The sequence below is a fragment of the Pseudomonas sp. B15(2017) genome (assembly GCF_002113215.1).
GTDB lineage: Bacteria > Pseudomonadota > Gammaproteobacteria > Pseudomonadales > Pseudomonadaceae > Aquipseudomonas.
Genome location: NZ_NEJZ01000020.1, coordinates 1 through 25,771 on the forward strand (window position 1 = coordinate 1; position 25,771 = coordinate 25,771).

21 protein-coding genes and 1 rRNA gene are annotated in these 25,771 nt (G+C 61.1%); 17 read left to right on the forward strand and 5 right to left on the reverse strand.

Going from position 1 to position 25,771, the window contains the following annotated elements; translation table 11 throughout:
* Positions 1-97: ribosomal RNA gene (gene rrf, locus CAF73_RS24935) — 5S ribosomal RNA — on the forward strand; the annotation flags it as partial.
* 202 nt (positions 98-299) lie between these two features.
* The gene (gene mrdA, locus CAF73_RS24940) at positions 300-2,192 is read left to right on the forward strand and encodes a penicillin-binding protein 2 (protein WP_085704510.1); all 1,893 of its coding nucleotides are present in this window, start codon (positions 300-302) and stop codon (positions 2,190-2,192) included.
* A gap of 12 nt (positions 2,193-2,204) precedes the next feature.
* Here mrdA and CAF73_RS24945 read toward each other — a convergent pair whose 3' ends face one another.
* Positions 2,205-3,164 carry a LysR family transcriptional regulator gene (locus tag CAF73_RS24945; RefSeq protein ID WP_085704512.1) on the reverse strand — a complete coding sequence of 320 codons (960 nt, stop codon included), beginning with the start codon at positions 3,162-3,164 and terminating at the stop codon, positions 2,205-2,207.
* A 144-nt stretch (positions 3,165-3,308) separates the two neighbouring features.
* Here CAF73_RS24945 and CAF73_RS24950 point away from each other — a divergent pair, with 144 nt between their 5' ends.
* The 3 genes from CAF73_RS24950 to CAF73_RS24960 are packed head-to-tail and all read left to right on the forward strand — an operon-like array spanning position 3,309 to position 6,288.
* Entirely contained in the window at positions 3,309-4,610 is a 1,302-nt protein-coding gene (locus CAF73_RS24950) for an MFS transporter (RefSeq protein WP_085704514.1), read from the forward strand.
* Positions 4,607-5,362: a class II aldolase/adducin family protein gene (locus tag CAF73_RS24955; protein WP_011335215.1), complete on the forward strand. Its 756-nt coding sequence runs from the start codon at positions 4,607-4,609 to the stop codon at positions 5,360-5,362. Before CAF73_RS24950 ends, CAF73_RS24955 begins: the two co-directional genes overlap by 4 nt.
* Positions 5,359-6,288 carry a glyoxylate/hydroxypyruvate reductase A gene (locus CAF73_RS24960; protein ID WP_085704516.1) on the forward strand — a complete coding sequence of 310 codons (930 nt, stop codon included), beginning with the start codon at positions 5,359-5,361 and terminating at the stop codon, positions 6,286-6,288. Before CAF73_RS24955 ends, CAF73_RS24960 begins: the two co-directional genes overlap by 4 nt.
* Here CAF73_RS24960 and CAF73_RS24965 read toward each other — a convergent pair.
* Complete coding sequence (locus tag CAF73_RS24965; protein WP_085704518.1) at positions 6,282-7,217, reverse strand: LysR family transcriptional regulator; 936 nt, start codon at positions 7,215-7,217, stop codon at positions 6,282-6,284. The two genes, CAF73_RS24960 and CAF73_RS24965, sit on opposite strands and share 7 nt — an antisense overlap.
* Positions 7,218-7,380: 163 nt before the next feature.
* On the opposite strand from CAF73_RS24965, the gene CAF73_RS24970 reads away from it, so the two are divergent.
* The 7 genes from CAF73_RS24970 to CAF73_RS25000 all read left to right on the forward strand — a co-directional run bounded on the left by CAF73_RS24970 (position 7,381) and on the right by CAF73_RS25000 (position 16,934).
* On the forward strand, positions 7,381-8,691 hold the full coding sequence (locus CAF73_RS24970; protein WP_085704520.1) for an MFS transporter: 1,311 nt from the start codon (positions 7,381-7,383) through the stop codon (positions 8,689-8,691).
* A 22-nt stretch (positions 8,692-8,713) separates the two neighbouring features.
* Positions 8,714-9,943: a Zn-dependent hydrolase gene (locus CAF73_RS24975; protein WP_085704522.1), complete on the forward strand. Its 1,230-nt coding sequence runs from the start codon at positions 8,714-8,716 to the stop codon at positions 9,941-9,943.
* Positions 9,944-10,078: 135 nt separating this feature from the next.
* Complete coding sequence (locus CAF73_RS24980) at positions 10,079-11,104, forward strand: histone deacetylase family protein (protein WP_085704524.1); 1,026 nt, start codon at positions 10,079-10,081, stop codon at positions 11,102-11,104.
* 248 nt (positions 11,105-11,352) lie between these two features.
* On the forward strand, positions 11,353-13,257 hold the full coding sequence (locus CAF73_RS24985; protein ID WP_085704526.1) for a sigma-54-dependent Fis family transcriptional regulator: 1,905 nt from the start codon (positions 11,353-11,355) through the stop codon (positions 13,255-13,257).
* The gene (locus CAF73_RS24990) at positions 13,257-14,975 is read left to right on the forward strand and encodes an ABC transporter ATP-binding protein (RefSeq protein ID WP_085704528.1); all 1,719 of its coding nucleotides are present in this window, start codon (positions 13,257-13,259) and stop codon (positions 14,973-14,975) included. Before CAF73_RS24985 ends, CAF73_RS24990 begins: the two co-directional genes overlap by 1 nt.
* On the forward strand, positions 14,965-15,642 hold the full coding sequence (locus tag CAF73_RS24995) for a S8 family serine peptidase (RefSeq protein ID WP_085704530.1): 678 nt from the start codon (positions 14,965-14,967) through the stop codon (positions 15,640-15,642). The genes CAF73_RS24990 and CAF73_RS24995 overlap by 11 nt, the downstream gene beginning before the upstream one ends.
* Positions 15,639-16,934, forward strand: a complete 1,296-nt coding sequence (locus CAF73_RS25000) for an FAD-dependent monooxygenase (protein WP_085704532.1) — start codon at positions 15,639-15,641, stop codon at positions 16,932-16,934. Before CAF73_RS24995 ends, CAF73_RS25000 begins: the two co-directional genes overlap by 4 nt.
* Before the next feature lie 16 nt (positions 16,935-16,950).
* On the opposite strand, the gene CAF73_RS25005 is transcribed toward CAF73_RS25000, so the two are convergent.
* A complete protein-coding gene (locus tag CAF73_RS25005) occupies positions 16,951-18,441 on the reverse strand; it encodes an aldehyde dehydrogenase (RefSeq protein WP_085704534.1) in 1,491 nt (496 codons plus the stop codon).
* Between the two features lie 357 nt (positions 18,442-18,798).
* On the opposite strand from CAF73_RS25005, the gene CAF73_RS25010 reads away from it, so the two are divergent.
* The 5 genes from CAF73_RS25010 to peaD all read left to right on the forward strand — a co-directional run bounded on the left by CAF73_RS25010 (position 18,799) and on the right by peaD (position 24,166).
* Entirely contained in the window at positions 18,799-18,999 is a 201-nt protein-coding gene (locus tag CAF73_RS25010; protein ID WP_085686895.1) for a hypothetical protein, read from the forward strand.
* A gap of 582 nt (positions 19,000-19,581) precedes the next feature.
* Positions 19,582-21,162 (forward strand): quinohemoprotein amine dehydrogenase subunit alpha, encoded by a 1,581-nt coding sequence (gene peaA, locus CAF73_RS25015; protein ID WP_085700528.1) that lies wholly within the window; start codon positions 19,582-19,584, stop codon positions 21,160-21,162.
* Positions 21,163-21,260: 98 nt separating this feature from the next.
* Positions 21,261-22,691, forward strand: a complete 1,431-nt coding sequence (peaB, locus tag CAF73_RS25020; protein ID WP_085704536.1) for a quinohemoprotein amine dehydrogenase maturation protein — start codon at positions 21,261-21,263, stop codon at positions 22,689-22,691.
* Between the two features lies 1 nt (position 22,692).
* Positions 22,693-23,016: a quinohemoprotein amine dehydrogenase subunit gamma gene (qhpC, locus tag CAF73_RS25025; RefSeq protein WP_008016081.1), complete on the forward strand. Its 324-nt coding sequence runs from the start codon at positions 22,693-22,695 to the stop codon at positions 23,014-23,016.
* A gap of 28 nt (positions 23,017-23,044) precedes the next feature.
* Positions 23,045-24,166 (forward strand): quinohemoprotein amine dehydrogenase subunit beta, encoded by a 1,122-nt coding sequence (gene peaD / locus CAF73_RS25030; protein WP_085704538.1) that lies wholly within the window; start codon positions 23,045-23,047, stop codon positions 24,164-24,166.
* Positions 24,167-24,278: 112 nt separating this feature from the next.
* Here peaD and CAF73_RS25035 read toward each other — a convergent pair whose 3' ends face one another.
* Both CAF73_RS25035 and CAF73_RS25040 read right to left on the reverse strand, forming a co-directional pair.
* Positions 24,279-24,683 carry a lysozyme inhibitor LprI family protein gene (locus CAF73_RS25035; RefSeq protein WP_085704540.1) on the reverse strand — a complete coding sequence of 135 codons (405 nt, stop codon included), beginning with the start codon at positions 24,681-24,683 and terminating at the stop codon, positions 24,279-24,281.
* 55 nt (positions 24,684-24,738) lie between these two features.
* Positions 24,739-25,659 carry an ADP-ribosylglycohydrolase family protein gene (locus CAF73_RS25040; RefSeq protein ID WP_085704542.1) on the reverse strand — a complete coding sequence of 307 codons (921 nt, stop codon included), beginning with the start codon at positions 25,657-25,659 and terminating at the stop codon, positions 24,739-24,741.
* Positions 25,660-25,771: the final 112 nt, after the last annotated feature.

Below are 25,771 nucleotides of genomic sequence, written 5' to 3' on the forward strand. Positions count from 1 at the left end.
TGGAACCACCTGATCCCATCCCGAACTCAGAAGTGAAACGATGCATCGCCGATGGTAGTGTGGGGTTTCCCCATGTGAGAGTAGGTCATCGTCAAGATTAAATTCCGAAACCCCAATTGCGAAAGCAGTTGGGGTTTTGTTTTGCCCGCAGGAAAGTGCTCGACCGTCGTAACAGCAACCATTGGGGAAATCCCTCTGAAATGACCGCCCGGTTTTTGGTATGGTGCAGCTCGTTTTTTAACGGACTGATGTCACGCCCAAGGATCGGCGCTCATTTTTGTCAAAGAGTGGCTGCAGAAATGCCCGAACCCATCCCTATCAAGGATCACGAAAAAGAGACACGACTGGTCAACAAACGCCTGATCGCCTGTGCCTTGTTCGTCTTCTCCGTCAGTTGCGCCCTGGTTGTGCGCCTGTACATCCTGCAAGTCGTCGAGTTCGACTATCACTCGACCATCTCCGAAAACAACCGCGTCCATGTCCTGCCGATCCCGCCGACACGTGGCCTGATCTACGATCGCAATGGCGTGTTGCTGGCCGATAACCGTCCCAGCTATAACCTGACGATCACAAGAGAACGTGCGACTGACGTCAACCAGGAGCTGGACGAGGTCATTAGCCTCCTGCACCTGCCACCCGAAGACCGAACAGTCTTCGACAAGGCCATGAAGCAGTCGCGCCATCCGTTTACACCCGTAACGCTGTTCTATGAACTGACCGAAGAACAAATCGCCGTGCTGGCAGTCAACGAGTTCCGTCTGCCAGGCCTGGATGTCGAGCCGCAATTCGTTCGTAACTATCCACTGGGCGCACACTTCGCACACTCGATTGGCTACGTCGGCCGCATCAACGAGAAAGAATCCAAGACCCTCGATTCCGTCGAATACCGTGGCACCCAATCGATCGGCAAGACCGGTGTCGAACGCTTCTACGAGCCACAACTGCACGGCCACGTCGGTTACGAGGAAGTGGAGACCAATGCTCAAGGCCGCGTTCTGCGGGTCCTGAAACACACCGACCCGATACCCGGCAAAAACATCGTCCTCAGCCTTGATATCAAGCTCCAAGAAGCCGCCGAAGCCGCATTGGGCGACCGTCGGGGCTCAGTGGTTGCGCTGGACCCGTCGACCGGCGAAGTGCTGGCCATGGTCAGCAACCCGAGCTTCGACCCCAATCTGTTCGTGACCGGTATCAGCTCCAAGGAATATTCCGCGCTGCGTGACTCCATCGACCGTCCGCTGTTCAACCGCGTGCTGCGAGGCCTGTACGCGCCCGGTTCGACGATCAAGCCGGAGGTGGCCATCGCTGGCCTCGACGCCGGTGTCGTCACACCACAAACCCGGGTCTTCGATCCTGGCTATTACCAACTGCCGGACTTCGATCATAAGTACCGCAACTGGAACCACAGTGGCGATGGCTGGGTGGACATGGACGCAGCGATCATGCGCTCCAACGACACTTACTTCTACGACCTGGCGCACAAGCTCGGCATCGACCGCCTGCATGACTACATGGCGATGTTCGGCCTCGGCGAGAAAGTCTCGCTCGACATGTTCGAGGAGTCGCCCGGTCTGATGCCGTCCCAGGCCTGGAAGCGCGCCACGCGTCGGCAAGCCTGGTTCCCCGGCGAAACCGTGATCCTCGGCATCGGCCAGGGCTACATGCAAGTCACGCCGCTGCAACTGGCTCAAGCCACTGCGCTGATTGCCAACAAGGGCATCTGGAACCGTCCGCACCTGGCCAAGACCGTCGACGGTGTGGCGCCGGTGGACGAACACCCGATGCCGAACATCCTGCTCAAGGATCCGCGTGACTGGGACCAGGTCAACCACGGTATGCAGATGGTGATGCACGACGCCCGAGGTATCGCACGTGCGGCGGCGGCCGGCGCGCAATACCGCATCGCCGGCAAGAGTGGTACGGCGCAAGTAGTGGCGATCAAGCAGGGCGAGCGCTACAACCGCGAGAAAACCCTTGAGCGCCATCGTGACAACGCCTTGTTCGTCGGTTTTGCCCCGGCCGAGCATCCGAAAATCGCGATTTCGGTGATGATCGAAAACGGCGAGGCCGGTGGTCGAGTCGCAGGTCCCGTGGTGCGGCAGATCATGGACGCCTGGCTACTCGATCAGGACGGCCACCTCAAACCTCAATACGCTGCGCCGACCAAGGCGCCGGGCGATCCACACGTGTAATCCATCGCAGCTTCACAGCACAGGCTCACGTAAGCTGAGCATGTGCTGGAAGCTGTCGAGGAACACCGTTTCCGCCTGGGTCATCTTCTGTTCGCGATTCCACAGCAGCTGGATATCGAAATCCACCACTCCGTCTTCCGGCGGCAAGCGCCATAGCAAACCTTGTTCGACATCCCTTCGTACCAGGTGGGTCGGCAGACAGCCAATCCCGAACCCTGCGCAGATCAAACGATAAATCTCTTCGAAACTGGTGGAGGAAGCGACGATCTTGCCGGTAAATCCTTGCTGGTCACGAAACAGCGTCAACGGTGAAAGATTGCCGCCAAGCTGATCACTGGTGAAGCTGACAAAGTTCTCCGCCGCCAATTGCTCCAGCGTCAGATTCTGCTGCCCGAACAGTCGATGGCGCTGCCCGCAAAAGTACGCATAGCGCTCACGAAACAAAACCCGTTGTTCCAGCCTCGGCTGCGGTAAACGACACAATCCCACTCCCACCGTAGCGGTCTTCTGCAGCAGCGAACTGATGATGTTCGAACTGCCCATCACCTCGACTTCCAGCTCGATTTTTGGATGAGTCTCGTGGAAGTCCGCAAGAAACTCATCGTAATGCCGCGCCTGGACACCACTGACGGTGAGGATACGGATCTTGCCCACCACGTCGTCATGGCGTTTCTCGACCACGGTGCCCAAACGGGAGATGTCACCGTAGATATCCGTCGCAATTCGCAGGACTTCTTCCCCGGTTTCCGTCAGATCAAAACGCCGTCCGCTGCGCGCAATCAGCACACAATCCAGTTGTTCTTCGAGACGTTTCAATGCCTGACTGACCGCCGATTGGGTGATGTGCAATCGGGCGGCAGCGCGGCTCATGCTGCCTTCTTGCCCGATCACCAGATAGGTGCGAAGCAGGTTCCAGTCCAGCCGATCATTGAGAAAACGCCGTCCGACCCAGGGATTAGCGGAAGAAGTCATGTAGTAGCCACACTAATAGTAAAGATAAGTTTTTGAAAATTGACTAATCCTGTCACGGAAGCGATAAAGCCCACAAGCGCCACAGAGCGCGACTGTCACCCGCCTCGACACCTGCCTAAAACTATAAATACACAGGGTTCTTGCATGCACACCACCGCTCAGCCGCGTCGCGCCGCGGCCGCTGCCTTCATTGGCACGACCATCGAATTCTACGATTTCTATATCTACGCCACCGCCGCCGCGCTGGTGCTCGGGCAAGTGTTCTTTCCCAGCAGCGACCCGGTGACCAGCACGCTCGCCGCGTTCGGCAGTTTCGCCGTTGGCTTCATCGCCCGGCCGATGGCCGGTATGGTGTTCGGTCATTTGGGCGATCGTCTGGGCCGCAAGAAAATGCTGCTGGTGACCATGGCGCTGATGGGGCTGGCCACCGCCGGAATCGGTCTGTTGCCGAGCTATGCCAGCGTCGGCATCTGGGCGCCCATCGGTCTGATTGTTCTTCGTCTGATTCAGGGCATCTCCGTCGGCGGCGAGTGGGGCGGAGCGGTGTTGATGGCCAGTGAGCACGCTCCGGCCAAACGCAAAACCTTCTACGCCTCGTTCGCCCAGCTCGGCAGCCCGGCAGGTTTACTGCTGGCGTTGATCGCGTTCCGACTGGTGACGTCGCTGTCCCCGGAAGACTTCCTCGCCTGGGGCTGGCGTCTGCCGTTTCTGGCCAGCGGCGTGCTGATGATGGTCGGTCTGATGATCCGTTCCGGGGTGCATGAATCGCCGGAATTCGCCAAGGCCAGGGACAACAACGAAACCGCCAAATACCCGGTGAAAGACGTGATTCGCCAGTGCTGGCGTCAGATCCTGTTCGCGGCCGCCGCCGTCACCATCGGCTCGGCAGGATTCTTCTTCACCAACACCTTCATGATCACCTACGTCACCCAATATCAGGGCATTCCGCGCTCGACCATTCTCGACTGCCTGTTCCTGGTGACGATCATTCAATTGCTCTCGCAACCGTTGTCGGCGCTGCTCGCCGAGCGCATCGGCGAAGGGCGATTCCTGATGTTGGTGGCGCTGCTGTGCATGGTCACGCCGTACCCGATGTTCCTGCTGGTCGGCACTCAGAACATCCTGTTGATGACCCTCGGCATTGCCGTCGCGGTGGTGATCCTCTCGGCCCTGTACGCGGTGATCGCCGGGTACATGACCCAGGCCTTCCCGGTGCACCTGCGCTATTCGGGCATCTCCATCGCTTATCAACTGAGCTGCGCGGTCGCCGGCGGTACCACGCCGCTGATCGGCACGCTGTTGGCCAGCAAGTTTTCCGGGCAGTGGCTGCCATTGGCGGTGTTCTTCACGCTGCTGTCGGCCCTGTCGCTGATCGGTGTCTGTGGCCTCGCTCGTCTGCGGGCCAACCCGGTCGTCCTTCATACCAACAAAGAGGTGTATTCGTGAGTAAACCCGCCCACATTGACCCGATCGAATGGCAAGCCCGTTGCGAGCTCGCTGCGCTGTACCGCTTGATTGCGCACTTTCGCATGACCGACCTGATCGACACGCACATCACCCTGCGGATTCCGGGGCCGGAGCATCATTTCCTGATCAATCGCTACGGCGTGATCTTTGACCGCATGCGCGCTTCCGATCTGGTGCGCATCGATCAGGACGGACGCATCGTCGACCCTGAATACGCCGGGCATCGGGTCAACGCCGCCGGGTTCGTGATCCACTCGGCGATCCACATGGCGCGCCCGGATCTGAACTGCGTGATCCACACCCACACCGCCGCCGGCATGGCCGTCGCTGCGCAGAAACAAGGCCTGCTGCCGATCAGTCAGCATGCATTGAAGTTCTACGGAAAACTGGCGTATCACACCTACGAAGGCATCGCGCTGTCGCTGGATGAACGTGAGCGGTTGATCGCCGACCTCGGCCCACATCGCGCGATGATCCTGCGCAATCACGGCTTGCTGGTCGGCGGATCCGGCGTAGCCCAGGCATTTCAGGAAATCCACTTTCTGGAGCGTGCCTGCCAGGCGCAAGTACAGGCGCTTGCCGGCGGTTGCGAGCTGCATTTCCCGTCGCCGGAAGTCTGTGCCCACACCGCCGAACAGTTCGACCGCGATGAACAGGACAACATCATCGACCTGGCCTGGGAGGCCGCCTTGACCCTGATCGAATCCCAGCGCGAGTCCTATCTGTCATGAACACCGTTGCACTGATGTCCCGCGACTCGCTGTTGCTCAAGCAATTGCAGGAAGCCTTTGCCCGCCGTGCGCCGCAGCTCTCGTCGGTGCTGGCCGATGATCCCCGGGCGGTAAATGCGCAGATGGCGGCGTGCTGGTTTCCGCTGCCGGGCAGTCTTGCTGCGTTACCCAACCTGCAAGTGATTCACTCGGTTGCAGCCGGTATCGATCACCTGGAGCACGATCCGTCGTGCCCCGATCTGCCGGTATGCCGGGTGGTCGATCCTGGCCACCGCCAGGGCATGACCGAGTACGTGCGCTGGGCGGTGATTCACTATCATCGCGGCTTCGATCAAGTCCTTGAGCAGCAGCGCCACCAGCATTGGGAACGACCGCTGCAACGCCCGGCCCATCAGTTCCGAATCGGCGTGATGGGGCTCGGTTCGCTCGGCAGCGCGATTGCCCAAGACCTGGCCAGCGCCGGTTACGAGGTGCGTGGCTGGGCGCGCAGCAAAAAGGATTTATCGGGCGTGCAGACCTTCGACGGCACTGAAGCTTTCAATTCATTTCTCGACGGCGTGGAGTTGCTGATCAACCTGTTGCCACTCACCCACGAGACGCGCGGCATTCTCAATCGCCAGACCTTCGAGCGTCTGGCCAACGGCGCGGCACTGATCAACGTCGGGCGCGGCGGGCACCTGAACATCGACGATCTGCAACAGATGCTGGCCCGTGGAAAACTGCGCGGTGCGCTGCTCGATGTCTTCGAACAGGAACCGCTGCCCGCTGACCATCCATTGTGGAAAACCCCGGGCGTGACCATCACCCCGCACATGGCTTCGGCGGCGTCTCATGACTGCATCGCCGAACAGATCACCGAGAACTTCCGCCGTCTGAATGCCGGTGAACCGCTGCTCAACCGCGTGGATCGACTGCTCGGTTACTGATCCGCCAGACAGGCCTGCAATCGTTCGATGAACAGCGTCTCGGCGCGGCTCATGCGCTGGTCGCGGTTCCACAGCAGATGAATGTCGACATCGGCAATCCCTTCGTGGGGCGGCAGGCGCCAGAGCAATCCGGCCTCGACGTCTGCCGCTACCACGTGCTCCGGCAAACAACCGATTCCGAACCCGGCGATCACCAGTCGCCGCACTTCTTCCAGGCTCGGCGATGAGGCAACGATGCGTCCGCTGAAGCCCTGTTGATCGCGGAAAATCGTCAGCGGCGAAAGCATCCCGCCAATTTGGTCACTGGTGAAACTGACGAAATTTTCCCGTTGCAAATCGCCTTCACCGATGTCCTTTCGGCCGAACAGCGCGTGGTGTTTGCCGCAGAAAAATGCATAACGCTGACGCAGGAACAGACGCTGTTCCAGTCGCGGTTGCGGGCGGCGATTAAGGCTCAGGCCGAGGGTCGCGGTTTTCTCCTGAAGGGCACTGACGATGTCCGAACTGCGCATCACATCCACCTCCAGATCTACCCGTGGATACTGCCGGTGAAAGTCAGCGAGGAAGTCATCGAAGCGCTCGGAAAAGATCCGGCTGATGATCAGCAGTCGAACCTTGCCGATCACTTCATCGGCCGGTTGTTCCAGCAGGCTGCTGACCTGGGACATCTGCCCGTAGATCTCGCCGGCCAGTTCGAAGATCTGCTCGCCGACTTCAGTGAGGGCAAATCGCGGGCCGCGCCGGGCGATCAACTGGCGACCCAGTTGCTCCTCCAGGCGCTTGAGCGCCTGGCTCACCGCCGGTTGGGTCAAGTGCAGGCGCGCGGCGGCGCGGCTGATGCTCAGCTCCTGGCCGATCACCCGAAAGGTGCGCAAAAGATTCCAGTCCAAGCGGTCGTTAAGCAGGCGTTGTACGTCGCGTTCGGCCATGGCGGTTCTCGATTATAAGGTGAGGTAATAATCGGAATAATAAATAGAAAATTGACTAATCATAGCCCCGGGACGATAAATCACCCCACGACAGGCACCGCCAGAGTGCCCTGGAATCAGCGTTTTCCTCCTGCCAAAAAAACAATCAAAGGAGCCCGACCCCATGAAGCCCCACGCTTCGAACCAGCCGCGCCGTGCGGCGGCCGCAGCCTTCATCGGCACCATGATCGAGTGGTACGACTTTTACATCTACGCCACCGCCGCCGCACTGGTGTTCGGCGCGCTGTTCTTTCCCTCCGACGATCCGCTGTTCAGCACCATGGCCGCGTTCGGAACCTTCGCCGTGGGCTTCTTTGCCCGACCATTGGGCGGGATCATTTTCGGCCACATCGGCGACCGCATTGGCCGCAAGAAATCGCTGATCATCACGCTGCTGATGATGGGCGTGGTCACGGTGTGCATCGGTCTGTTGCCGACTTACGCGCAGATTGGCGCGACGGCGCCGGTGCTGCTGATTCTGCTGCGCATCGTCCAGGGCATCGCCGTCGGCGGCGAGTGGGGCGGGGCGGTGTTGATGGCCGGCGAGCATGCGCCGAAGGGCCGGCGCAACTTCTTCGCGTCGTTCGCGCAACTGGGCAGCCCGGCGGGTTTGATTCTGTCGCTGTTGGCCTTCAGCGCGGTGACCCGCTTGCCCGAAGCAGACCTGATGAGCTGGGGCTGGCGTCTGCCGTTCCTCGCCAGTGCGCTGTTGCTGCTGGTAGGTCTGGCGATTCGCCTGGGCGTGAACGAGTCGCCGGAATTCCTCGCCAGCCGCGAGCAGGCCACGAAACAGATCAAGAAAGAACAGGCCCCCGTGATGGAAGTCTTGCGCACCGCGTGGCGTCCGCTGTTGCTGTGCATCGGCGCCAACACGCTGGGCATCGCCGGGGTGTATTTCACCAATACCTTCATGATCGCCTACACCACTCAGCAACTGGCGCTGCCACGTTCGCTGATTCTCGAATGCCTGTTCTTCGTCGCGATCATCCAGTTCTGCATTCAGCCGCTGGCCGCATGGACGGCGCAGAAGATCGGCGCGACGCGTTTCCTGTGCCTGGTTTCGCTGCTCTCGATGGCCTCGCCGTATCCGATGTTCGTGCTCGTCAGTTCGGCCCAGGCGCCGCTGATCATCCTCGGCATCGCGCTGGCGGTGGTGTGCATGGCGTCGTTCTACGCGGTGATCGCCGGGTACGTCAGCGGCATGTTCGAGACCCGCGTGCGCTACACCGCAATCTCGCTGGCCTATCAGATCTGCGGCGCGGTGGCCGGTGGTCTGACGCCGCTGATCGGCACGATGCTCGCGCACAAGTTCACCGGGCAATGGTGGCCGATGGCGGTGTTCTACAGCCTGATCGCCGGTATTTCGCTGGTCTGCGTGCTGTCTCTCGCCCGTCGTCACGCCAGTGCCCATCGCGCGGAAATGGCCCGTGCCTGACCCGGAATTTCAGGAGAACCTTATGTTGAAAATCAATGGCGAACGCCTGTGGGCGAGCCTGATGGCCATGGCCGAAATCGGTGCGACAGCCCGAGGCGGCAGCTGCCGTCTGGCGTTGAGCGATGAAGACAAGGCCGGCCGCGAACTGTTCGCCCACTGGTGCCGCGAAGCCGGCATGACCTTGAGTGTGGATGCCATCGGCAACTTGTTCGCCCGACGCGCCGGCACCGATCCGGACGCCGCGCCGGTGATGATGGGCAGCCACCTCGACACCCAGCCCGAAGGCGGGCGTTTCGATGGCGTCTACGGCGTGCTCGCCGGGCTGGAAGTGGTGCGTTGCCTCAACGACCTCAACATCCAGACCCGCAAACCGCTGGAAGTGGCGGTGTGGACCAACGAGGAAGGCGCACGCTTCACTCCGGCCATGTTCGGCTCGGCAGTGTTCACCGGGATCATGGATCTGAACGCCGCGCTGGCGGTGCGCGATATCGATGGCATCAGCGTTGCCGAGGCTTTGCAGCGTACCGGTTACGCCGGTGAACGTCCGTTGGGCGGCGCGGTGGATGCGTATTTTGAGGCGCACATCGAGCAAGGTCCGATCCTTGAAGACAACGCCAAGAGCATCGGCGTGGTCACGGGCGGTCAGGCGATCCGCTGGCTCGATGTGCGCGTGGAGGGCATGGCCGCCCACGCCGGCACCACGCCAATGCCGTTGCGCAAAGATGCGTTGTACGGTGTGGCGCGGATGATCCAGGCAATCGAAGGTCTGGCCACGGATTTTGCGCCGGAGGGCCTGACCACGGTCGGCGAGTTGAGCATCAACAAGTCCTCGCGCAACACCATTCCGGGGCTGGTGAATTTCACCGTCGATCTGCGTCATCACCGTGACGAAGCGATTGCTGCCATGGAGCAACAAGTGCGCGCCCGCTTGCAGGCGATTGCCGATGGCCGAGGCCTGAACCTGACGATTACCCCGCACTGGACCAGCCCGGCCACGCCGTTCGACGCCGAATGCGTCGCGGCGGTGCAAGAGGCGGTGGATGCGCTGGGCTACGCTCAGCAGTCGATTGTCAGCGGCGCCGGGCATGACGCGATTCACCTGGCGCGTTACTGCCCGACGGCAATGGTGTTCATCCCGTGCGTGGGTGGCCTGAGCCACAACGAAGCCGAAGATGTGTTGCCCGAAGACGTGAAGCAGGGCACTGATGTATTGCTCAACGCCGTGCTGGCCCGCGCCGGTCGAGCTGAATAAACAGGACCCCTGTGGGAGCGAGCTTGCTCGCGATGACGTTCGATCAGTCACCGAAGTTGTTGGATGACCCTCCGCCATCGCGAGCAAGCTCGCTCCCACAGTAGAACACCATGCTGACTGACAGGAGTTCATCCCATGCGCAGTTTTTTCCATCCCGAACAATTGCTCCACCATCCACGCAGCTATTACTCGCGCGGGCAGATGCGCACGCCACAGGAAGTCCCCGAGCGCGCGCAGCGTCTGGTGCAGGCGGCCCACGGTCTGGGCTTCAGTGTCGAGCAGCCCGCCGATGCCGGCCTCGCGCCGTTGCTGGCGGTGCATGGCGCGCCTTATCTGACGTTCCTTCAGGAAGCGCATGCACGCTGGAAGGAAATCCCCGAAGACTGGGGCGACGAGGTGATGTCGAACATTTTCGTCCGTGAGCCCAACGCCCTGCGCGGCATCCTCGCCCAGGCGGCGCGCTATCTGGCGGACGGCAGTTGCCCGGTCGGCGAACAGACCTGGCGCTCGGCCTACTGGTCGGCGCAAAGCGCAGTGGCGGGGGCTCAGGCATTGATCGATGGCGAGCCGGCGGCTTATGCGCTTTGCCGTCCACCGGGACATCACGCACGGGCCGCAGCGGCGGGCGGTTTTTGCTACGTGAACAACGCGGCGGTGGCGGCGCAGGTGTTGCGCGACAAGTTCGATAAAGTCGCCGTGCTCGACACCGACATGCACCACGGCCAAGGCATCCAGGAAATTTTCTACGACCGCGATGACGTTCTTTACGTCTCGGTGCATGGCGATCCGACCAACTTCTATCCGGGCGTCGCCGGGTTCGCCGACGAACGCGGCAGCGGCGCAGGGGAGGGCTTTAACCTCAACCTGCCGATGGCTCATGGATCAAGCGAAGCGGATTTTCTTGGGCAACTTGAAGTCGCATTGACGGCGGTGCGGGAGTTCGGCGCCGAGGTGCTGGTGCTGTCGCTCGGCTTCGATATCTATGAGCTGGACCCGCAAAGCAAAGTCGCCGTCACCCGTGAAGGCTTTGCAGCATTGGGTGAGCGAATCCGCAGTCTGGGCCTGCCATGCCTGATCGTGCAGGAGGGCGGTTATCACCTGGAAAGTCTCGAAGACAATGCCCGGGCATTTTTCGTGAATGCCGAGGTCTGGCAACCCTGATAGTCGAGTTGATTGATCAATCGCTTTCGCGAGCAAGCTCGCTCCCACAGATGACCGATTTGAATTCAGTATTTGTGTTCAATGCCAGTCCCTGTGGGAGCGAGTTTGCTCGCGAAGAATATTGAGCCGGTCCGCCTGCTGGAACACTAGCGCCCTACGGTGCTTGCCATCGCCCTGACGTTAACGTAAACATTGGCGTCAGGGCGCTGATATAAAGAAGCGCAAAGCGGACCGCTCCGGAGCGCTTGATGACTCTTATAAAAACAACCGATCCCAAGTCTCACCACGAAGCCCGGCTGGCCCGGGAAAAACTCCATCTCGAAGGGCAAGTCCCGGATGGCGTGTTGCGTGCGGAGATCGATGCTTCGTGGCGGCGCAGCCTGAGCCACGGCGTGCATTTCAATGGCAAGCATGAGCTGGCGCTGGAATCGAGCGCCAGTCTCGATGTATTGCTGGCGAGCAATCGCCTGCTGATCGATGCGGCGATACCGACCATCGATTACCTGGCCGAACGTCAGGGCAAGGAAGGCCTGATCATCCTCGCCAATTCCGACGCCACTATCCTCGCCGTCGAGGGACGGGCCGACCGGCTCAAGGGCAGCGGTCTGCAGGACATCACCCTCGGCGCCTGCTGGAGCGAAGCCGCCCGTGGCACCAACGCCCTCGGCACGGCGCTGGTCGAAGCGCGTCCCACACTGATCGATTGCGGCGAACATTACCTCGACCGTCTCACCGATTTTTCCTGCACCTCGGTGCCGATCCATTGCCCTCAGGGCGAAATTCTTGGCGTCCTCGACCTGACCCGCGAAGGCCCCCTCGGCCGCGTTCACGACAGCACCGCGCTGCTGAGCATGGCGGTCAGCCAGATCGAGAGCCGGGTGTTCAACAACAGCTTTCCCGATCAGATCGTCCTCGCCTTCCACAGTCGCCGGCAGTATCTGGAATCGCCGTGGCAAGGCCTGCTGGCAGTCAGTCTCGGCGGGCAGATTCTGGCGGTCAGCGCCCAGGCCTGCCAGTTGCTGCGGGCCGAGCGTTCGGCACTGGTCGGCAAGCGCTGCGAGGAATTTCTCGGGGTCGATGGCGTGCAGTTGCTGACCCGTCTGCAACAGGGCGGTGTCGGCAGTGTGCAGACCGCCAAGGGCGAATTTTTCTACAAGACCCTGCGAGCCCCGGCGCGTTCGGTCAACCTCGGCGGCCCGCCGCGCAGCGTGGCGAAAACCGCCAAGGCGCAACCCGATCTGGAAGCACTGGCCGGCAACAACGTCCGTTATGCCCGTGCCCTGCGCATGGCCCGCCAAGGTCTGGCCAATGAATTGCCGGTGTTGCTGCTTGGCGAGACCGGCACCGGTAAGGAAGTGATCGCCCGCGCCCTGCACCTGGCCGGCAGCCGCAGCGACAAACCGTTTGTGGCCGTGAACTGCGCAGCAATTCCCGAAGGCCTGATCGAGTCGGAACTGTTCGGCTATCGCGAAGGTGCCTTCACCGGATCGCGTCGGGGCGGCATGATCGGACGTCTGCAACAGGCCCATGGCGGCACGCTATTTCTCGATGAAATCGGCGACATGCCGCTGGCCCTGCAAGCGCGGCTGCTGCGCGTTTTGCAGGATCGTAAAGTCGCGCCGCTGGGGGCCGGGGAAGAGCAGGATATCGACGTCGCGCTGATCTGCGCCACCCACCGCGACCTCAAGCGTCAGGTCGAGGACAAACAGTTTCGCGAAGACCTGTTCTACCGGGTCAACGGCATCAGCGTGATGCTTCCGGCCCTGCGCGAGCGCGATGACTTCAGCGCGCTGGTCACTCGGCTGCTGAGCAAGCTCGACGCACCGAACGCCGTGCTGCACGACGACCTCAATCGCCTGCTCGGCGCGTATCACTGGCCGGGCAACATCCGCCAACTGGAAATGGTGCTGCGAACCGCGCTGGCGATGCGCGAGCCGGGGGAAACGCTGCTGACCCTCGATCACCTGCCCGACAGCATGCTCGACGAACTCTGCGCCACCGAGAAACCCCAGACCGGCAGCATTCGCGAGAACGAACTGGAGATGATCCGCCAGTCCCTCGACGCCCATCAGGGCAATGTCTCGGCTGCGGCCAATGCTCTGGGCATCAGCCGCGCGACCCTGTACCGCAAACTCAAACAGTTGCGCCCGTGATGCAGCGCCTGTTCGTGCGGCTGATCGACAGCCAGAACCCCGCCGCGCTGCAAGCGGCGTTGCGTTGGTTGTATGGGTTTGTGCGGCCGCAGCGGCTTGCGATTGTCGGCCTGCTCGGTCTGTCGGTTTGCGCGTCGCTGCTGGTGCTGGTGCAGCCGTGGCTGGTCAAGCTGCTGATCGACGACGGGCTGCTGGCACGCAACTTCCCGATGCTGGTCATGATCGCGGTGCTGATGATCATCGCCGGCCTGCTCGGCACGGCGTTATCAGGGATCAACCGCTATCTGCACACGCGGCTGTCCGGGCGGATTCTGTTTGCCCTGCGCGATGACCTTTACCGGCATTTGCAGAAGCTGTCGCCGAGCTTCTACGGCCAGCGGCGGATCGGTGATTTGATGTCGCGGCTCGACGGCGATGTGGCGGAGATTCAACGCTTCGCCGTGGACTCGTTGTTCTCGGCGGTATCGAGTGTGATCGGCCTGGTGGTGGCGATCGCGATGCTGTTCACCCTGTCGTGGAAACTGTCGCTGCTGGCGCTGGTGCTGATTCCGCTCGACGTGCTGTGGCTGCGCTGGATGCGGCGCAAGGTCGAGCGTGATGTGCGGCAGTTGCGTGAGCGTTCGGCAGACATGTCGTCATTTATGGTCGAGACCCTGCCGGTGATGAAATTCATCCAGTCCGCCGGCCAGCAGCAGCGTGAAGCGCGGCGCCTGGAAAACCTCGGGCAGGGCTATATGAATCAGTTGCTGCGCCTGCAAGTCACCGAGTTTTTCACCCAGGCCGTGCCCGGCACGTTGACCTCGCTGTCCCGTGCCTGCGCGTTTTTGATCGGTGGTTATTGGGTGGTGCAGGGTACTTGGCAACTCGGCGCGCTGATCGCGTTTTCCACCTATCTGGGAATGGCGGTCGGACCGGTGCAGAGCCTGTTGGGACTGTACGTGGCGATCCAGCGCATGACCGTCAGCCTCGGTCGGGTCATGGAGTTGCGCGGCGAAGAACCCACGGTGTTTTCACCGGTCACGCCGAAACCGTTTCCGACTTCGGGGGAGCTGCGTTTCGATGCGGTGCACTTCAGCCATCCGGGTCGTCCAAGCACGTTGAGTGGCATCGAGGCGACGATTCCCTACGGTTTGAAAGTCGCCTTGAGTGGCGGCTCCGGCGTCGGCAAATCGACGCTGATCGATCTGCTGCAACGGCATCACGATCCGCAATCCGGACGAGTGCTGCTCGGCGAAGTGGATCTGCGTGAACTGGAGTTGTTCGAACTGCGTCGACGCATCGCCGTGGTCAGTCAGGACATCGTGCTGTTTCGTGGAAGCCTCGCCGACAACCTGGCTTACGCGGTGCCGGACGCCAGCCGCGAAGCCATCGCCGAAGTCGCACGGCTGGCGCAACTCGACAGCCTGATCGCGTCATTGCCCGAAGGTCTCGACAGCCCGTTGGGCGAGCGCGGTCAGCAGTTGTCCGGCGGGCAGAAACAGCGCATCGCGATTGCCCGGGCGCTGTTGCAGGATCCGCTGATTCTGGTGCTGGACGAAGCCACCTCGGCAGTCGACGAAACCACTGAACGCGAGGTGATCGAAGCCATCGACCGCTTGTTTGCCGGGCGCACGCGGATTCTGATCAGCCATCGTCCGTCGACCCTGGCCGATGCCGACCTGCGCTTTGAATTGCTCGACGGTGTGCTCATTTCGAAAACGGTGCTGCATGAAGCCTGAGTTGCGAATCGGTGTGGTCGATAGCGGGCACTCGGCAGCGCAACGGGTTCAGGTGATTGCCGGGCGGCGATTCTCATTGCTGGAGGACGGACTGGCGGAATCGGAGTTGCGCGATGATCCACTCGGGCATGGCAGCGCGGTGATCGAGGCGATCAGGCGTCGGGCACCGGCGGCGCGAATCTGCGTGGCTCAGGTGTTCGATCAGCGCGGCGTCACCAGTGCCTTGCAGATTTCTGCGGCCATCGATTGGCTGGTGACGCAGAACGTGCGGCAGATCAATCTGAGCCTGGGTTTACGTCAGGATCGCAGCCTGTTGCGCGAGGCCTGCGCAGCGGCGGTGGCCCGCGGTGTGTTGCTGTGTGCGTCGAGCCCGGCGCAGGGGGCGGCGGTGTTTCCGGCGAGTTATCCGCAGGTGCTCCGGGTAACTGGCGACGCGCGTTGCACGGATGAGCAATGGTCATGGCTCGACAGTGCGCAGGCGGATTTTGCGGCGTGTGTACGCGGCACTTATCCGGGACAGTCGGGGGCCAGTCTGGGGTGTGCAGCGTTGAGCGGGCATATTGCTGGCTATCTGCTGGAGCATCCGCAGGCGAGCAATGCCGAAGTGATCGACTGGCTGAAACGGCACGCTGGTTATCGCGGCCCTGAACGGCGTTTCGGTCCATGACTGCGATCCTGATTCTCGGTGCCGGGCCGGCCGGCGCGGCGGTGGCGTTGGGGCTGCGACGGCTGGGTTACGCCGTGACGCTGATCAGCGAATGGCGCCGGTTTGCGGCGCTCGAAGGTGTGTCGCAACGGGTACTGGAGGCGTTGCGCGGTGCCGGGTTGAATCACGCGCTGGCGGATGCCACGTTGCCGTCCCAGCGACAGGTTTCATGGAACGGCCAACAGCATGCGCAGAACATCGAGTTTTTGTTGGATCGCCCGACCTTTGATCGCGGTTTGCGGGAAAGCTTGCGGATGGCCGGGGTCGAGGTGATTGAAGGGCGAGTCCTGAATGTTCAGCCTTCGGCGGACGGTCATCGGGTTGAACTTGATGGCGGTCGGACGCTAACGGCGGATTTTCTGGTAGAAGCCCGGGGCCGACAGGCGCCGGCGTCTGGCAAGGGGCTGCGCGGGCCGGAGACGGTCAGCCTGCTCAATCGCTGGCAAGGCGCGCCGGGGGTGACGGCCAGTGCCGTGGAAAGCCTTGAAGACGGTTGGGCGTGGATGGCGCGGCAGGACGACGGCCAGTGTTATTGGCAATGGACCGTGGACGTCGCCAGTGCCGCGTTGCCGAGCAAGGCGCAGTTGCTCGATCACTGCCGCGCGCGACGGCAGGCCTCGGATTTTGCTCAAGCGTTCTTTGCCGGCGGGCAGGAATCGGCGTTGCAACTGCATGCCCGCAGCAGCACGGCGATTCTGGCGGCGCAGGTTTGTGGCGATAACTGGATTCGCGTTGGCGATGCCGCGATGGCGGTGGACCCGCTGTCAGGCAATGGGATTTTTCAGTCTCTGTCCTCGGCGTTGCAGGCGCCGGTGGTGATCAACACGTTGTTGCGCAAACCTGAACGGACGGCACTGGCCCAGCGTTTTCACCGTCAGCGAGTCGAGCAATTGTTCTTGCGATTTGCGCGAATTGGCCGGGACTTTTATGCCGATGAACAGCGCTGGCTGGATCGACCGTTCTGGCAGGCGCGGCGGCAATGGCCCGACGCCGAAGTGGCCCATGCTGCGGTGGATTTTTCCGCGTTGCGGATCGAGCGGATGCCGGTGCTGCGTGACGGGTTTGTCGATGAGGCCGAGGTGGTGATTACGGCGGATCAGCCGCTGGGGATCTGGCATGTGCAAGGCGTAGAGCTGGCTCCGCTGGTGCGGCGCTTGCGCGATGAGCCGGCGGATCAGGTGCTGGCGGGGTTGACGCTCGAGCAGGGGCGAGCCGTTCGCGGGTGGCTGTTGGCTCAGGGTTTCAGACCCTGAGCCATGAGCCCAGTCATTACAACTTGATCAACACCGACTTCAACTCGGTGTAATGCTCGATCGCCGCATACCCCATCTCGCGCCCGACGCCGGACATCTTGTAGCCGCCAAACGGCAGCGCCGGATCCAGCGCGCTGTGGCAGTTGACCCACACCGACCCTGACTTGATCCGCGGAATCATCCGGTGCACCGCCGCCAGATCGTTCGACCAGATGCTGGCACCCAAACCGTAAGGGCTGTCATTGGCCATGCGCAGCGCATCGGCTTCGTCATCGAACGGAATCGCCACCAGCACTGGCCCGAAGATCTCTTCCTGCACCAGCGAATGCTGTTGATCGAGATCGACAATCACCGTCGGCTTGACGAAGAATCCCGGCCCGAACTGCTCGCCGCCGCAGGCGATGGTCGCGCCGCTTTCGCGGCCCATTTCGATGTAGTTGTAGACCCGCTCCTGCTGGCGCGCGGAAATCAGCGGGCCCATATCGATGCTCGGGTCAAGTCCGTTGCCGAGTTTCATCGCGTTGGCGATATCGCTGATGTCGGCCACCACATTGTCGAAATGCTTGCGCTGCACGTACAGGCGCGAACCGGCGCAGCACACCTGGCCCTGGTTGAAGAAAATCGCACTGGCCGCACCCGCCGCAGCGGTTTTCAGGTCGGCGTCGGCCATGACGATGGTCGGGGATTTGCCGCCCAGTTCCAGGGTGACCCGGGTCATCGAATCCATCGCGATCTTGCCGATCTGCTTGCCGACAGCGGTGGAGCCGGTGAAGGTCAGCTTGTCGACCAGCGGGTTGTGGGTCAGGGCGGAGCCAGCCGTGATCCCGGTGCCGGTGACCACGTTGAAGACGCCTTCCGGATAACCCGCCTCCAGCACCAGCTCCGCCAGTTTCAGCGCGGTCAGCGGGGTCTCGTCGGCGGGCTTGAGTACCACGGTGCAACCGGTGGCCAGCGCCGGGCCGAGCTTCCAGCAGGCCAGCAGCAGCGGGAAGTTCCAGGCGACGATGGCGCCGACCACCCCCACCGCTTCGCGACGGATGAAACTGTGGAACTGATCGCCGGGCATCAGCGGCAACGAGACCTCCACGCTGGAACCTTCAATCTTGGTCGCCCAACCGGCCATATAACGCAGGAAGTCGATGGCCAGTTGTACGTCCATCACTTGCGCCACCGCCGCGCTCTTGCCGTTGTTCAGGCATTCCAGTTGCGCCAGCAGTTCGGCGTCGCGCTGCATCAGGTCGGCGAGTTTCCACAACAGATTCTGCCGCTCGCGCGGGCGGGTGCGGCTCCAGGTTGAATCATCGAAAGCTTGTCGGGCGGCGAGCACCGCGCGGTCGACATCTTCCGGCGTGGCGCGTGGCACTACGCACAGTACTTCTCCGGTGGCCGGGTTGTGCAGCGGCATGGTCTGGCCGTCGGCGGCTTCGACCCAGTCGCCGCCGATCAGCATGCGCGGCGGACGCTGGATAAAGGCCGAGGTGGCAGGAAGCAGGTAGGGCAGGGGCATGGCGAAACCTCTTGTTGTTCGATGGGGATCGAGAGGGGCTTTCGCAATGGTTGTGCCAAATGCTGGAGGGTGGCGTACAGCCCGGTTGCACGGGGGGAAGGAGGAAGAGTTTCAGTGGAAGTGAGGGTGAATTTGTCTCAAAACGCGACACCCATTGAGAAGCAAGATACGCGTCCTACAAAGCCAATGCCGCTGCGACGGGGCCTGAGCAAAATCGGGCCTTTTCTGGAGTAGGAAAAGTCGCGCGTCTGACAGTTTCTACCGACTGGTGGAGGCATGAGGTACGAGCTAAGTTGCTTGGTGTATAGGGTTTTCCTGCCATGGATTTGGCGGGTCAGTGTCTTCACAGGGATGTCGATGAACAACTTAACCATTCGATGGCTAACCAATTTCATGATAGGCGTGGGGACTGGATTTCTGGTGACAGGGTTTGCGGCGCTGTTGATCGGCGATCTGACCGATGTTGATACGATTCGGGCAGGTGCCTTGATGGCTACAAGCAGTATTTTCTTGATCGCCACCTCTTTCGCAGTTGCCATGCTCGAGGATAAATCATGACGGCTTTAATTCTGTGTTTTTGGTCATTGGGCTTTAGTTTGCTGATCACGTATGCGTTTTACCGCGAGCGTCGAATTCAAGCTGCCCTGCGTGATTCCGGGTCATTGGCAGCCAAGGCCGACACGCAAGCTGAATGTTCGACGGTTTGCGAGTTTTGTGGGCGTTACAAGGTTCACCCGGACAATTCCGTTCGCTAGGATCATGTCAACAATCCAATACAGGGCCCCGTCATGTGCGGGGCTTGTTTATCAGTCACCTGGAGATTTCATCGCAGGTGATGCTGTCGGTTCCGGACGAACTGTCGCGCGACGCAATGTCGCCGACGCCGTAACAACTATGCTTGTCTCAGACTGCAACAGCTGTCGCGAAATGGGACGCCGGCCAGCACCGCCGGCACCGCCATTTCGCCATGATCTTCACGTAACTGCTTGATTGAAAAGCTTATCGGCAAGCTGGCACGCTCCGTGTATTGCTCACAGCAGACGTTTCGCTTGCCTCCGTTCGTGCAGCGCCACGAGCGGCAGAAACCATAAAAACGATAAGCCACAACAATAAGAAAGCACCGTGCGAGGTTCGACGTTGATGAAGAGAAGACTCCGATCAGGCATGAGCGCCAGCCTGCTGGCCGTGGCCGCTTGCGTGGCCCTGCATTCGCCGTACAGCCTGGCAGCCCGCGATGCCCAGACCATCCTCAAGGAAACCTGCCAGGGCTGTCACACCCCTGAAGCCGGCGACCAGTTGAGCCGCATCAGCCACCAGCGCAAGACCCCGGAAGGCTGGCTGATGAGCATTGCCCGGATGCAGACCATGCACGGTCTGCAGATCAGCGATGACGATCGACGCACACTGGTCAAATACCTCGCCGACACCCAGGGCCTGGCGCCCAGCGAAACCGATGGCGTGCGTTACGCGCTGGAACGGCGGTTGAACACCGTTGAGCAGTTCGACGAGAAAACCGCGCAGATGTGTGGTCGCTGCCATTCCGGTGCCCGGGTCGCTCTGCAACGGCGTCCGGCCCAGGAGTGGGAACGTCTGGTGAATTTCCACCTCGGCCAATGGCCGTCGCTGGAGTATCAGGCGCTGGCCCGTGATCGTGACTGGTTCGATATCGCCCGCAAGGAAATGGTCCCCCTGCTGGCCAAACGTTATCCGCTGGATAATCCGGCGTGGCAGACGTGGGTCAAAACCGCACCGAAAGCCGAGGCGCTGGTGGGCGACTGGAGTTTCAGCGGTCACCTGCCGGGCAAGGGAGAACTGGCCGGCACCATGAGCGTCACCGCCGATGGCAGTGACACCTTCAAGGTTGCCGTCAAAGGTCAGTACGCCGACGGCAGCCCGTTCAACGGCGACGGCAGCGCAATCCTCTACAGCGGCTACGAATGGCGCGGCAACGTGACCGTCGATGGCGTGACCATGCGTCAGGTGTTTGCCGCGCAAGGCAACGCCATGCAGGGCCGGATGTTCGAGGCCGAGCACGATGAGCGCGGTCTGGATTTCGTTGCGGCCAAACAGGGTTCCCAGCGCCTGCTGGCGGTACAGCCTGGTTATGTGAAGGCCGGCAGCGAAACTGAAGTGACCCTGATCGGCAGCGGTCTGAGCGGCAAGCCGAATTTCGGCAAAGGCGTGGACGTGGTCGAAGTGGTCGAGCAGAGCGCCGATCGGATCAAGGTCAAAGTCAAAGCGGCAGCCAATGCCCGACCGGGGCTGCGCGCAGTCAGCGTCGGCAGCCTGAAAGGCCCGAGCCTGTCGGTGTACAGCAAGATTGCCTCGGTCAAAGTGGTGCCCGAGTTCTCGGTGGCACGGATCGGCGAGGGCGGTGGTTCGACGCCGAAAGTCCAGGGCCGCTTCGACGCCGAAGCGTGGGGTAAGGGTGCCGACGGCAAGCCATATCGCATCGGCGTGTTCCCGGCGCAATGGAAAGTCGAAGCCTTCGACGAGCGCGCCAAAGAGGACGAGGACGTCAAGTTCGCCGGCACCATGCAGGCCGACGCGGGCGTGTTCACACCGGGCGATGCCGGGCCGAATCCGGCTCGCAAGATGTCCACCAACAATGCCGGCAACCTCAAGGTGATTGCCGCCGTCGACGACGCAGGGAAATCCCTGACCGGCGAAGGCCACCTGATAGTCACCGTGCAACGCTGGAACAATCCACCCATTCCCTGATGTTGAAACGTGAGTTGAGCTGAGCGACAGCGATTCAGACACTTTTCGGAATGACCGCAAGTCCCGCCAGGCGGGGGGGCTTGCACAGGAGGTTTGCAATGGGCGCTATCTTGAATCTGGTCGAACGTAATCTGCACGAAGTGCACGTCGACGCCGACCGCATGCTGTTTCATATCCCCAGCAGTTCGCTGTTCGCCAGCGATGAACTGACCGGCACCATCATTGATGCACTGCGCGGCCCTGGGTGCTCCTCAGAGGATCTGGTCCAGCGCCTCGGCGCGCGGTTCAATGGCGAGGAAATCAACGAGACACTGCGCGAGCTGATCTCGCTGGAACTGGTCAGCGACGGCTCGCCGCTGACGCCGGACATCGCCGTAAAACGCGTCGAACGCACGGCGATCAACACCGTGGTGCTCAACGTCAACACCGGCTGCAACCTGAGCTGCACCTACTGCTACAAGGAAGACCTCGACAAGCCGTCCGCCGGCAAAAAGATGGACGTCGAAACTGCCATCGCCTCGGTCGAAATGCTGCTACGCGAATCCCCCGACGAAGAGCGCTTCACCGTGGTGTTTTTCGGCGGCGAACCGCTGAGCAACCGCAAGCTGATCGAGTACATGGTCGATTACTGCGAGAAGCGGTTTGCCGAGGCCGGCAAGTTCGTCGAGTTCGTGATGACCACCAACGCCACGCTGCTCACCGAAGAAACCGTGGACTACCTGAATGCCCACCGTTTTGGCTTGTCAGTGAGCATCGACGGGCCGAAAACCGTGCACGACCGCAACCGCATCACCGTGGGCGGGCAGGGCACTTATGACGTGGTGCGGCGCAAAGCCGAAATGTTGCTCTCTCGCTACAACAGCCGTCCGGTCGGCGCGCGGGTGACCCTGACCACCGGCGTCACCGACGTTGAAACCATCTGGGATCACCTGTTTAACGAACTGGGTTTTGCCGAGGTTGGATTTGCTCCGGTAACGTCCGGCGATATCAGCAGCTTCAATCTGACCAACGACGAGTTGATCGAAGTGTTCGCCAGCATGAAACGTCTCGGTCGGCGTTATCTGGAGGCTGCGCTGGAACACCGCAATATCGGGTTCTCCAACCTGCATCAGTTGATCACCGACATTCATGAAGGCCACAAAAAGGCCCTGCCGTGCGGCGCCGGGCTGAAGATGCTGGCGGTCGATCACAAAGGCGAACTGAACCTGTGCCATCGCTTCACCGGCTCCTCGCTGCCGACCTTCGGCAACGTCCACAGCGGCGTCAAGCAGGTCGAGTTGAATGACTTCCTGTCCCTGCGCCTGGATCGCACCAACACCGGTTGCCATGACTGTCAGATTCGCAACCTGTGCTCCGGCGGTTGCTACCACGAGAGCTATGCCCGCTACGGTGACCCGGCCCACCCGACGTATCACTACTGCGAATTGATGCGTGACTGGGTCGACTTCGGCATTGAGGTCTACACCCGGATCATGGCCGCCAACCCCGCGTTCATCAGCAGCTACATCACTCCGCGCAAGGCTCACTGATATGAAACATCTCAAGGCAATCAATAACAAAGCGTTGAAGCTGGATCAGGCCGCGGACGAGAACCGCATCGAAGAAGTGGTGGCGATGAGCTCCGTCGCTGGCTGCGCCTCGACCACCGACCCGGGCTGGGAAATCGATGCGTTCGGCGGGGTGTCGTCGCTTTGTCAGCCGATGGAAGCCGACCTGTATGGCTGCTCCGACCCGTGCTGGTGGCCGGCCCAGGTGCCGGACATGATGAGCACCTACCCGGACTGGAACAAGGATGCCCAGGCGTCCAACGACAACTGGCGCAACCTCGGCACTGTCTTCCCGAAAGACAAGTAACTGCCCGGACAAGAAGAAGGATTCCAGCATGCCTAGCCTCAACAAAGCCTGCGGCCTTGCCGCACTCGCGGTTCTGAGCGCCTGTTCGCTCCCGGTTCTGGCCGATGAAAACGCCGCGCTGCAAGACGGTCACGAGTACATGTTGACCACCAATTACCCGAACAACCTGCACGTCATCGACCTGGCGACCGACAGCCTGTACAAGACCTGCAAGATGCCCGATGCCTTTGGCCCCGGCACCGTACAGCTTTCGCCGGATCGCAAGACCGCGTACGTATTGAACAACCATTACGCCGATGTCTACGGTGTCGAGCTGGACAGCTGCAAGCAGGTGTTCCATGCCAGCATCACCCAGCAGCCTGGGGAGAAGGCGCGGTCGATGTTCGCCTTTACCGTCAGCCATGACGGCAAGGAGTTGTACACCATCGCCAACCCGACCCAGATGCTCAATGACCGCTATGAGGTCAAACAGCCGCGGCTGGACGTCTACGCCACCGATGCCGGGATGGACGCCAAACCGTTGCGCAGCTTTCCGGCTCCACGGCAGTTGACGATCATGCAGAGCGGCGATGACGGTACGCTCTATGTGGCCGGCGCCGATGTGTACAAGGTCGATGTAAAGAGCGGCAAGTTCGACGTTCTGATCCCCAGCCGCCACTGGAAACGCCCGAACTACAGCGCGCCGGACGTGCTTTACGTATGGAACCAGCAAACCTATCGCCACGATTTCTCGCTGCTGTACACGGCGGCGAAGTTCAAGGACAAAAAACAGGACCCGGCCACCGCCGAATACCTTTATGGCTTGTTCAGCGTCGATCTGAAAACGGGCAAGACCGAGACCACTGACTTCGGCCCGTTGACCGAGATCTACTTCAGCGGCATGCGCTCGCCGAAGGATCCGAACCTGATGTTCGGTGTACTCAATCGTCTGGCCAAGTACGACATCAAGCAAAAAAAGCTGATTCAGGCGGCGACACTGGATCATTCCTACTACTGCATTTCGTTCAACAAGGACGGGAGCAAGATCTACCTGGCCGGGACCTTCAACGATGTGGCGATCTTTGATGCCGAAACCATGAAGCAGACCGGCAGCATCAAACTGCCGGGTGGGGATATGGCGATTACTACGGCACAGATCTTCGTCCGGTAATTAGCGACGTCAGGGATGACGCCCTCGCGAGCAAGCCTGCTCCCCCATTGAAATGCAGTTCAAATGGGGGAGCAGGCCTGCTCGCGAAGAGGCTCTCCAAATCCCTGAAAAGTCAGGCCCCCGGCACCGGGCAGCTCATGTCACCTTCCTCACATTTCAAATACTGTTTGAGCGCTTCGGTTCGCGTCTTGGTTATTGAGGCGATGCAATTGTTGTAGATCAGCGGATAAACACTCCCGCTTGCCACTCCGGATGCGGAAAACTTGCACTCGGCATCGCGAAAGCCGATCCACGCCCGTTGCGCGCTGACCAGCAGTTTCTTGCCATCAGGGTTGTTCTTCAACCGGGCGGTGATCTGTTGATAAACCGTATTCAACTCCTTGTCCGCCGCCTTGTTCTCTTGTGCGGCGCACTGATTCATCGTCGCTTGATCGCTGGCATTGGCGCAGTCCACGGCAGCGTGAGCAACAGAAGTGAAAAGAAAGGGTGTCAGGGCCAGAAGCAGGCGTGGGGACATGAGTCATCTCGCTTTGATGAGTGAACGTGCCGGGCAGTTTAGCGACTTCGTGGCGCTAACAAGGTGCACGGTGTCTGGAGGCGTTGAGCAACCGCTCCGCTGTCGCGGCAATTTCCTCTCCGTCATGCAGCTTTTCCAGCCACCCGAACGGGATTCCCTGCACGCCGTAGTGGGCGCCGGCCAACTGGCCGACGATGGCAGCCGTGGTGTCCGCGTCATCGCCCAGATTCGCCGCTTGCAGGACGGCGGCGGCAAAACTGTCGGTGTTCTGGAAGCACCATAACGCCGCTTCCAGGGATTCGACGCAGTAGCCACTGCCGCGAATGTCGCGCTCGGTCTTGTGCAGGTACTCGCCCCGGGCAATCGCCGCCACCTTGGGCTGGCTGAAGATTGTTTGCGGCTGAGTGCGCAGTTGCGCTTTCGACTCGCCTTCCAGAGCCCTGCAGAGCAGTTCGGCAAACAGCTGGCAGCATTCGATGGATTCGGGCGCCGAATGCGTAGTGCGTGAACTGTCGGCGGCGAATCGCCTGATTTGCCGGGCATCCGGGAAGTAGAACAGTACAACGGGCACCAGACGCATCAGCGACCCGTTCCCGGCGCTGTGGGGATCGGTGGAGCCGGCAAACGGCTCACCGGTTTGTTGAAAACGATCCAGCGCCTGACTCACGGTCATGCCGATATCGAAACATTCGCCGGTCGAACTCAAATAACCCCATTGCCACCAGTTCAGATAGCGGCCCATCTGGTCAGCGGCATCGAAGCCGTTTTTGTTCAGCAGACTTTCCGCCAGGCACAACGCCATCGAGGTGTCGTCGGTCCATTGGCCGGGCTTCAAGTGAAACGGCCCGCCACCCATCATCTCGGTCAGGGGCTGGAAGCTGCCGCGAGGCTGGAATTCGACGGTGGTTCCCATGGCATCGCCACAGGCCAGACCGAGCAGGGCTCCACGGTAACGTTCGGGGAGGGAGGGCTGCATGATGACGTCCTTGTGTCGTTCAATTCGTTGCGAACGTTATCAGTTTCACGGTGCTGATCCGTCCGCATTCTGACGAACCGGTGCCCCAAAATACTGCCGGATATTTCAATCA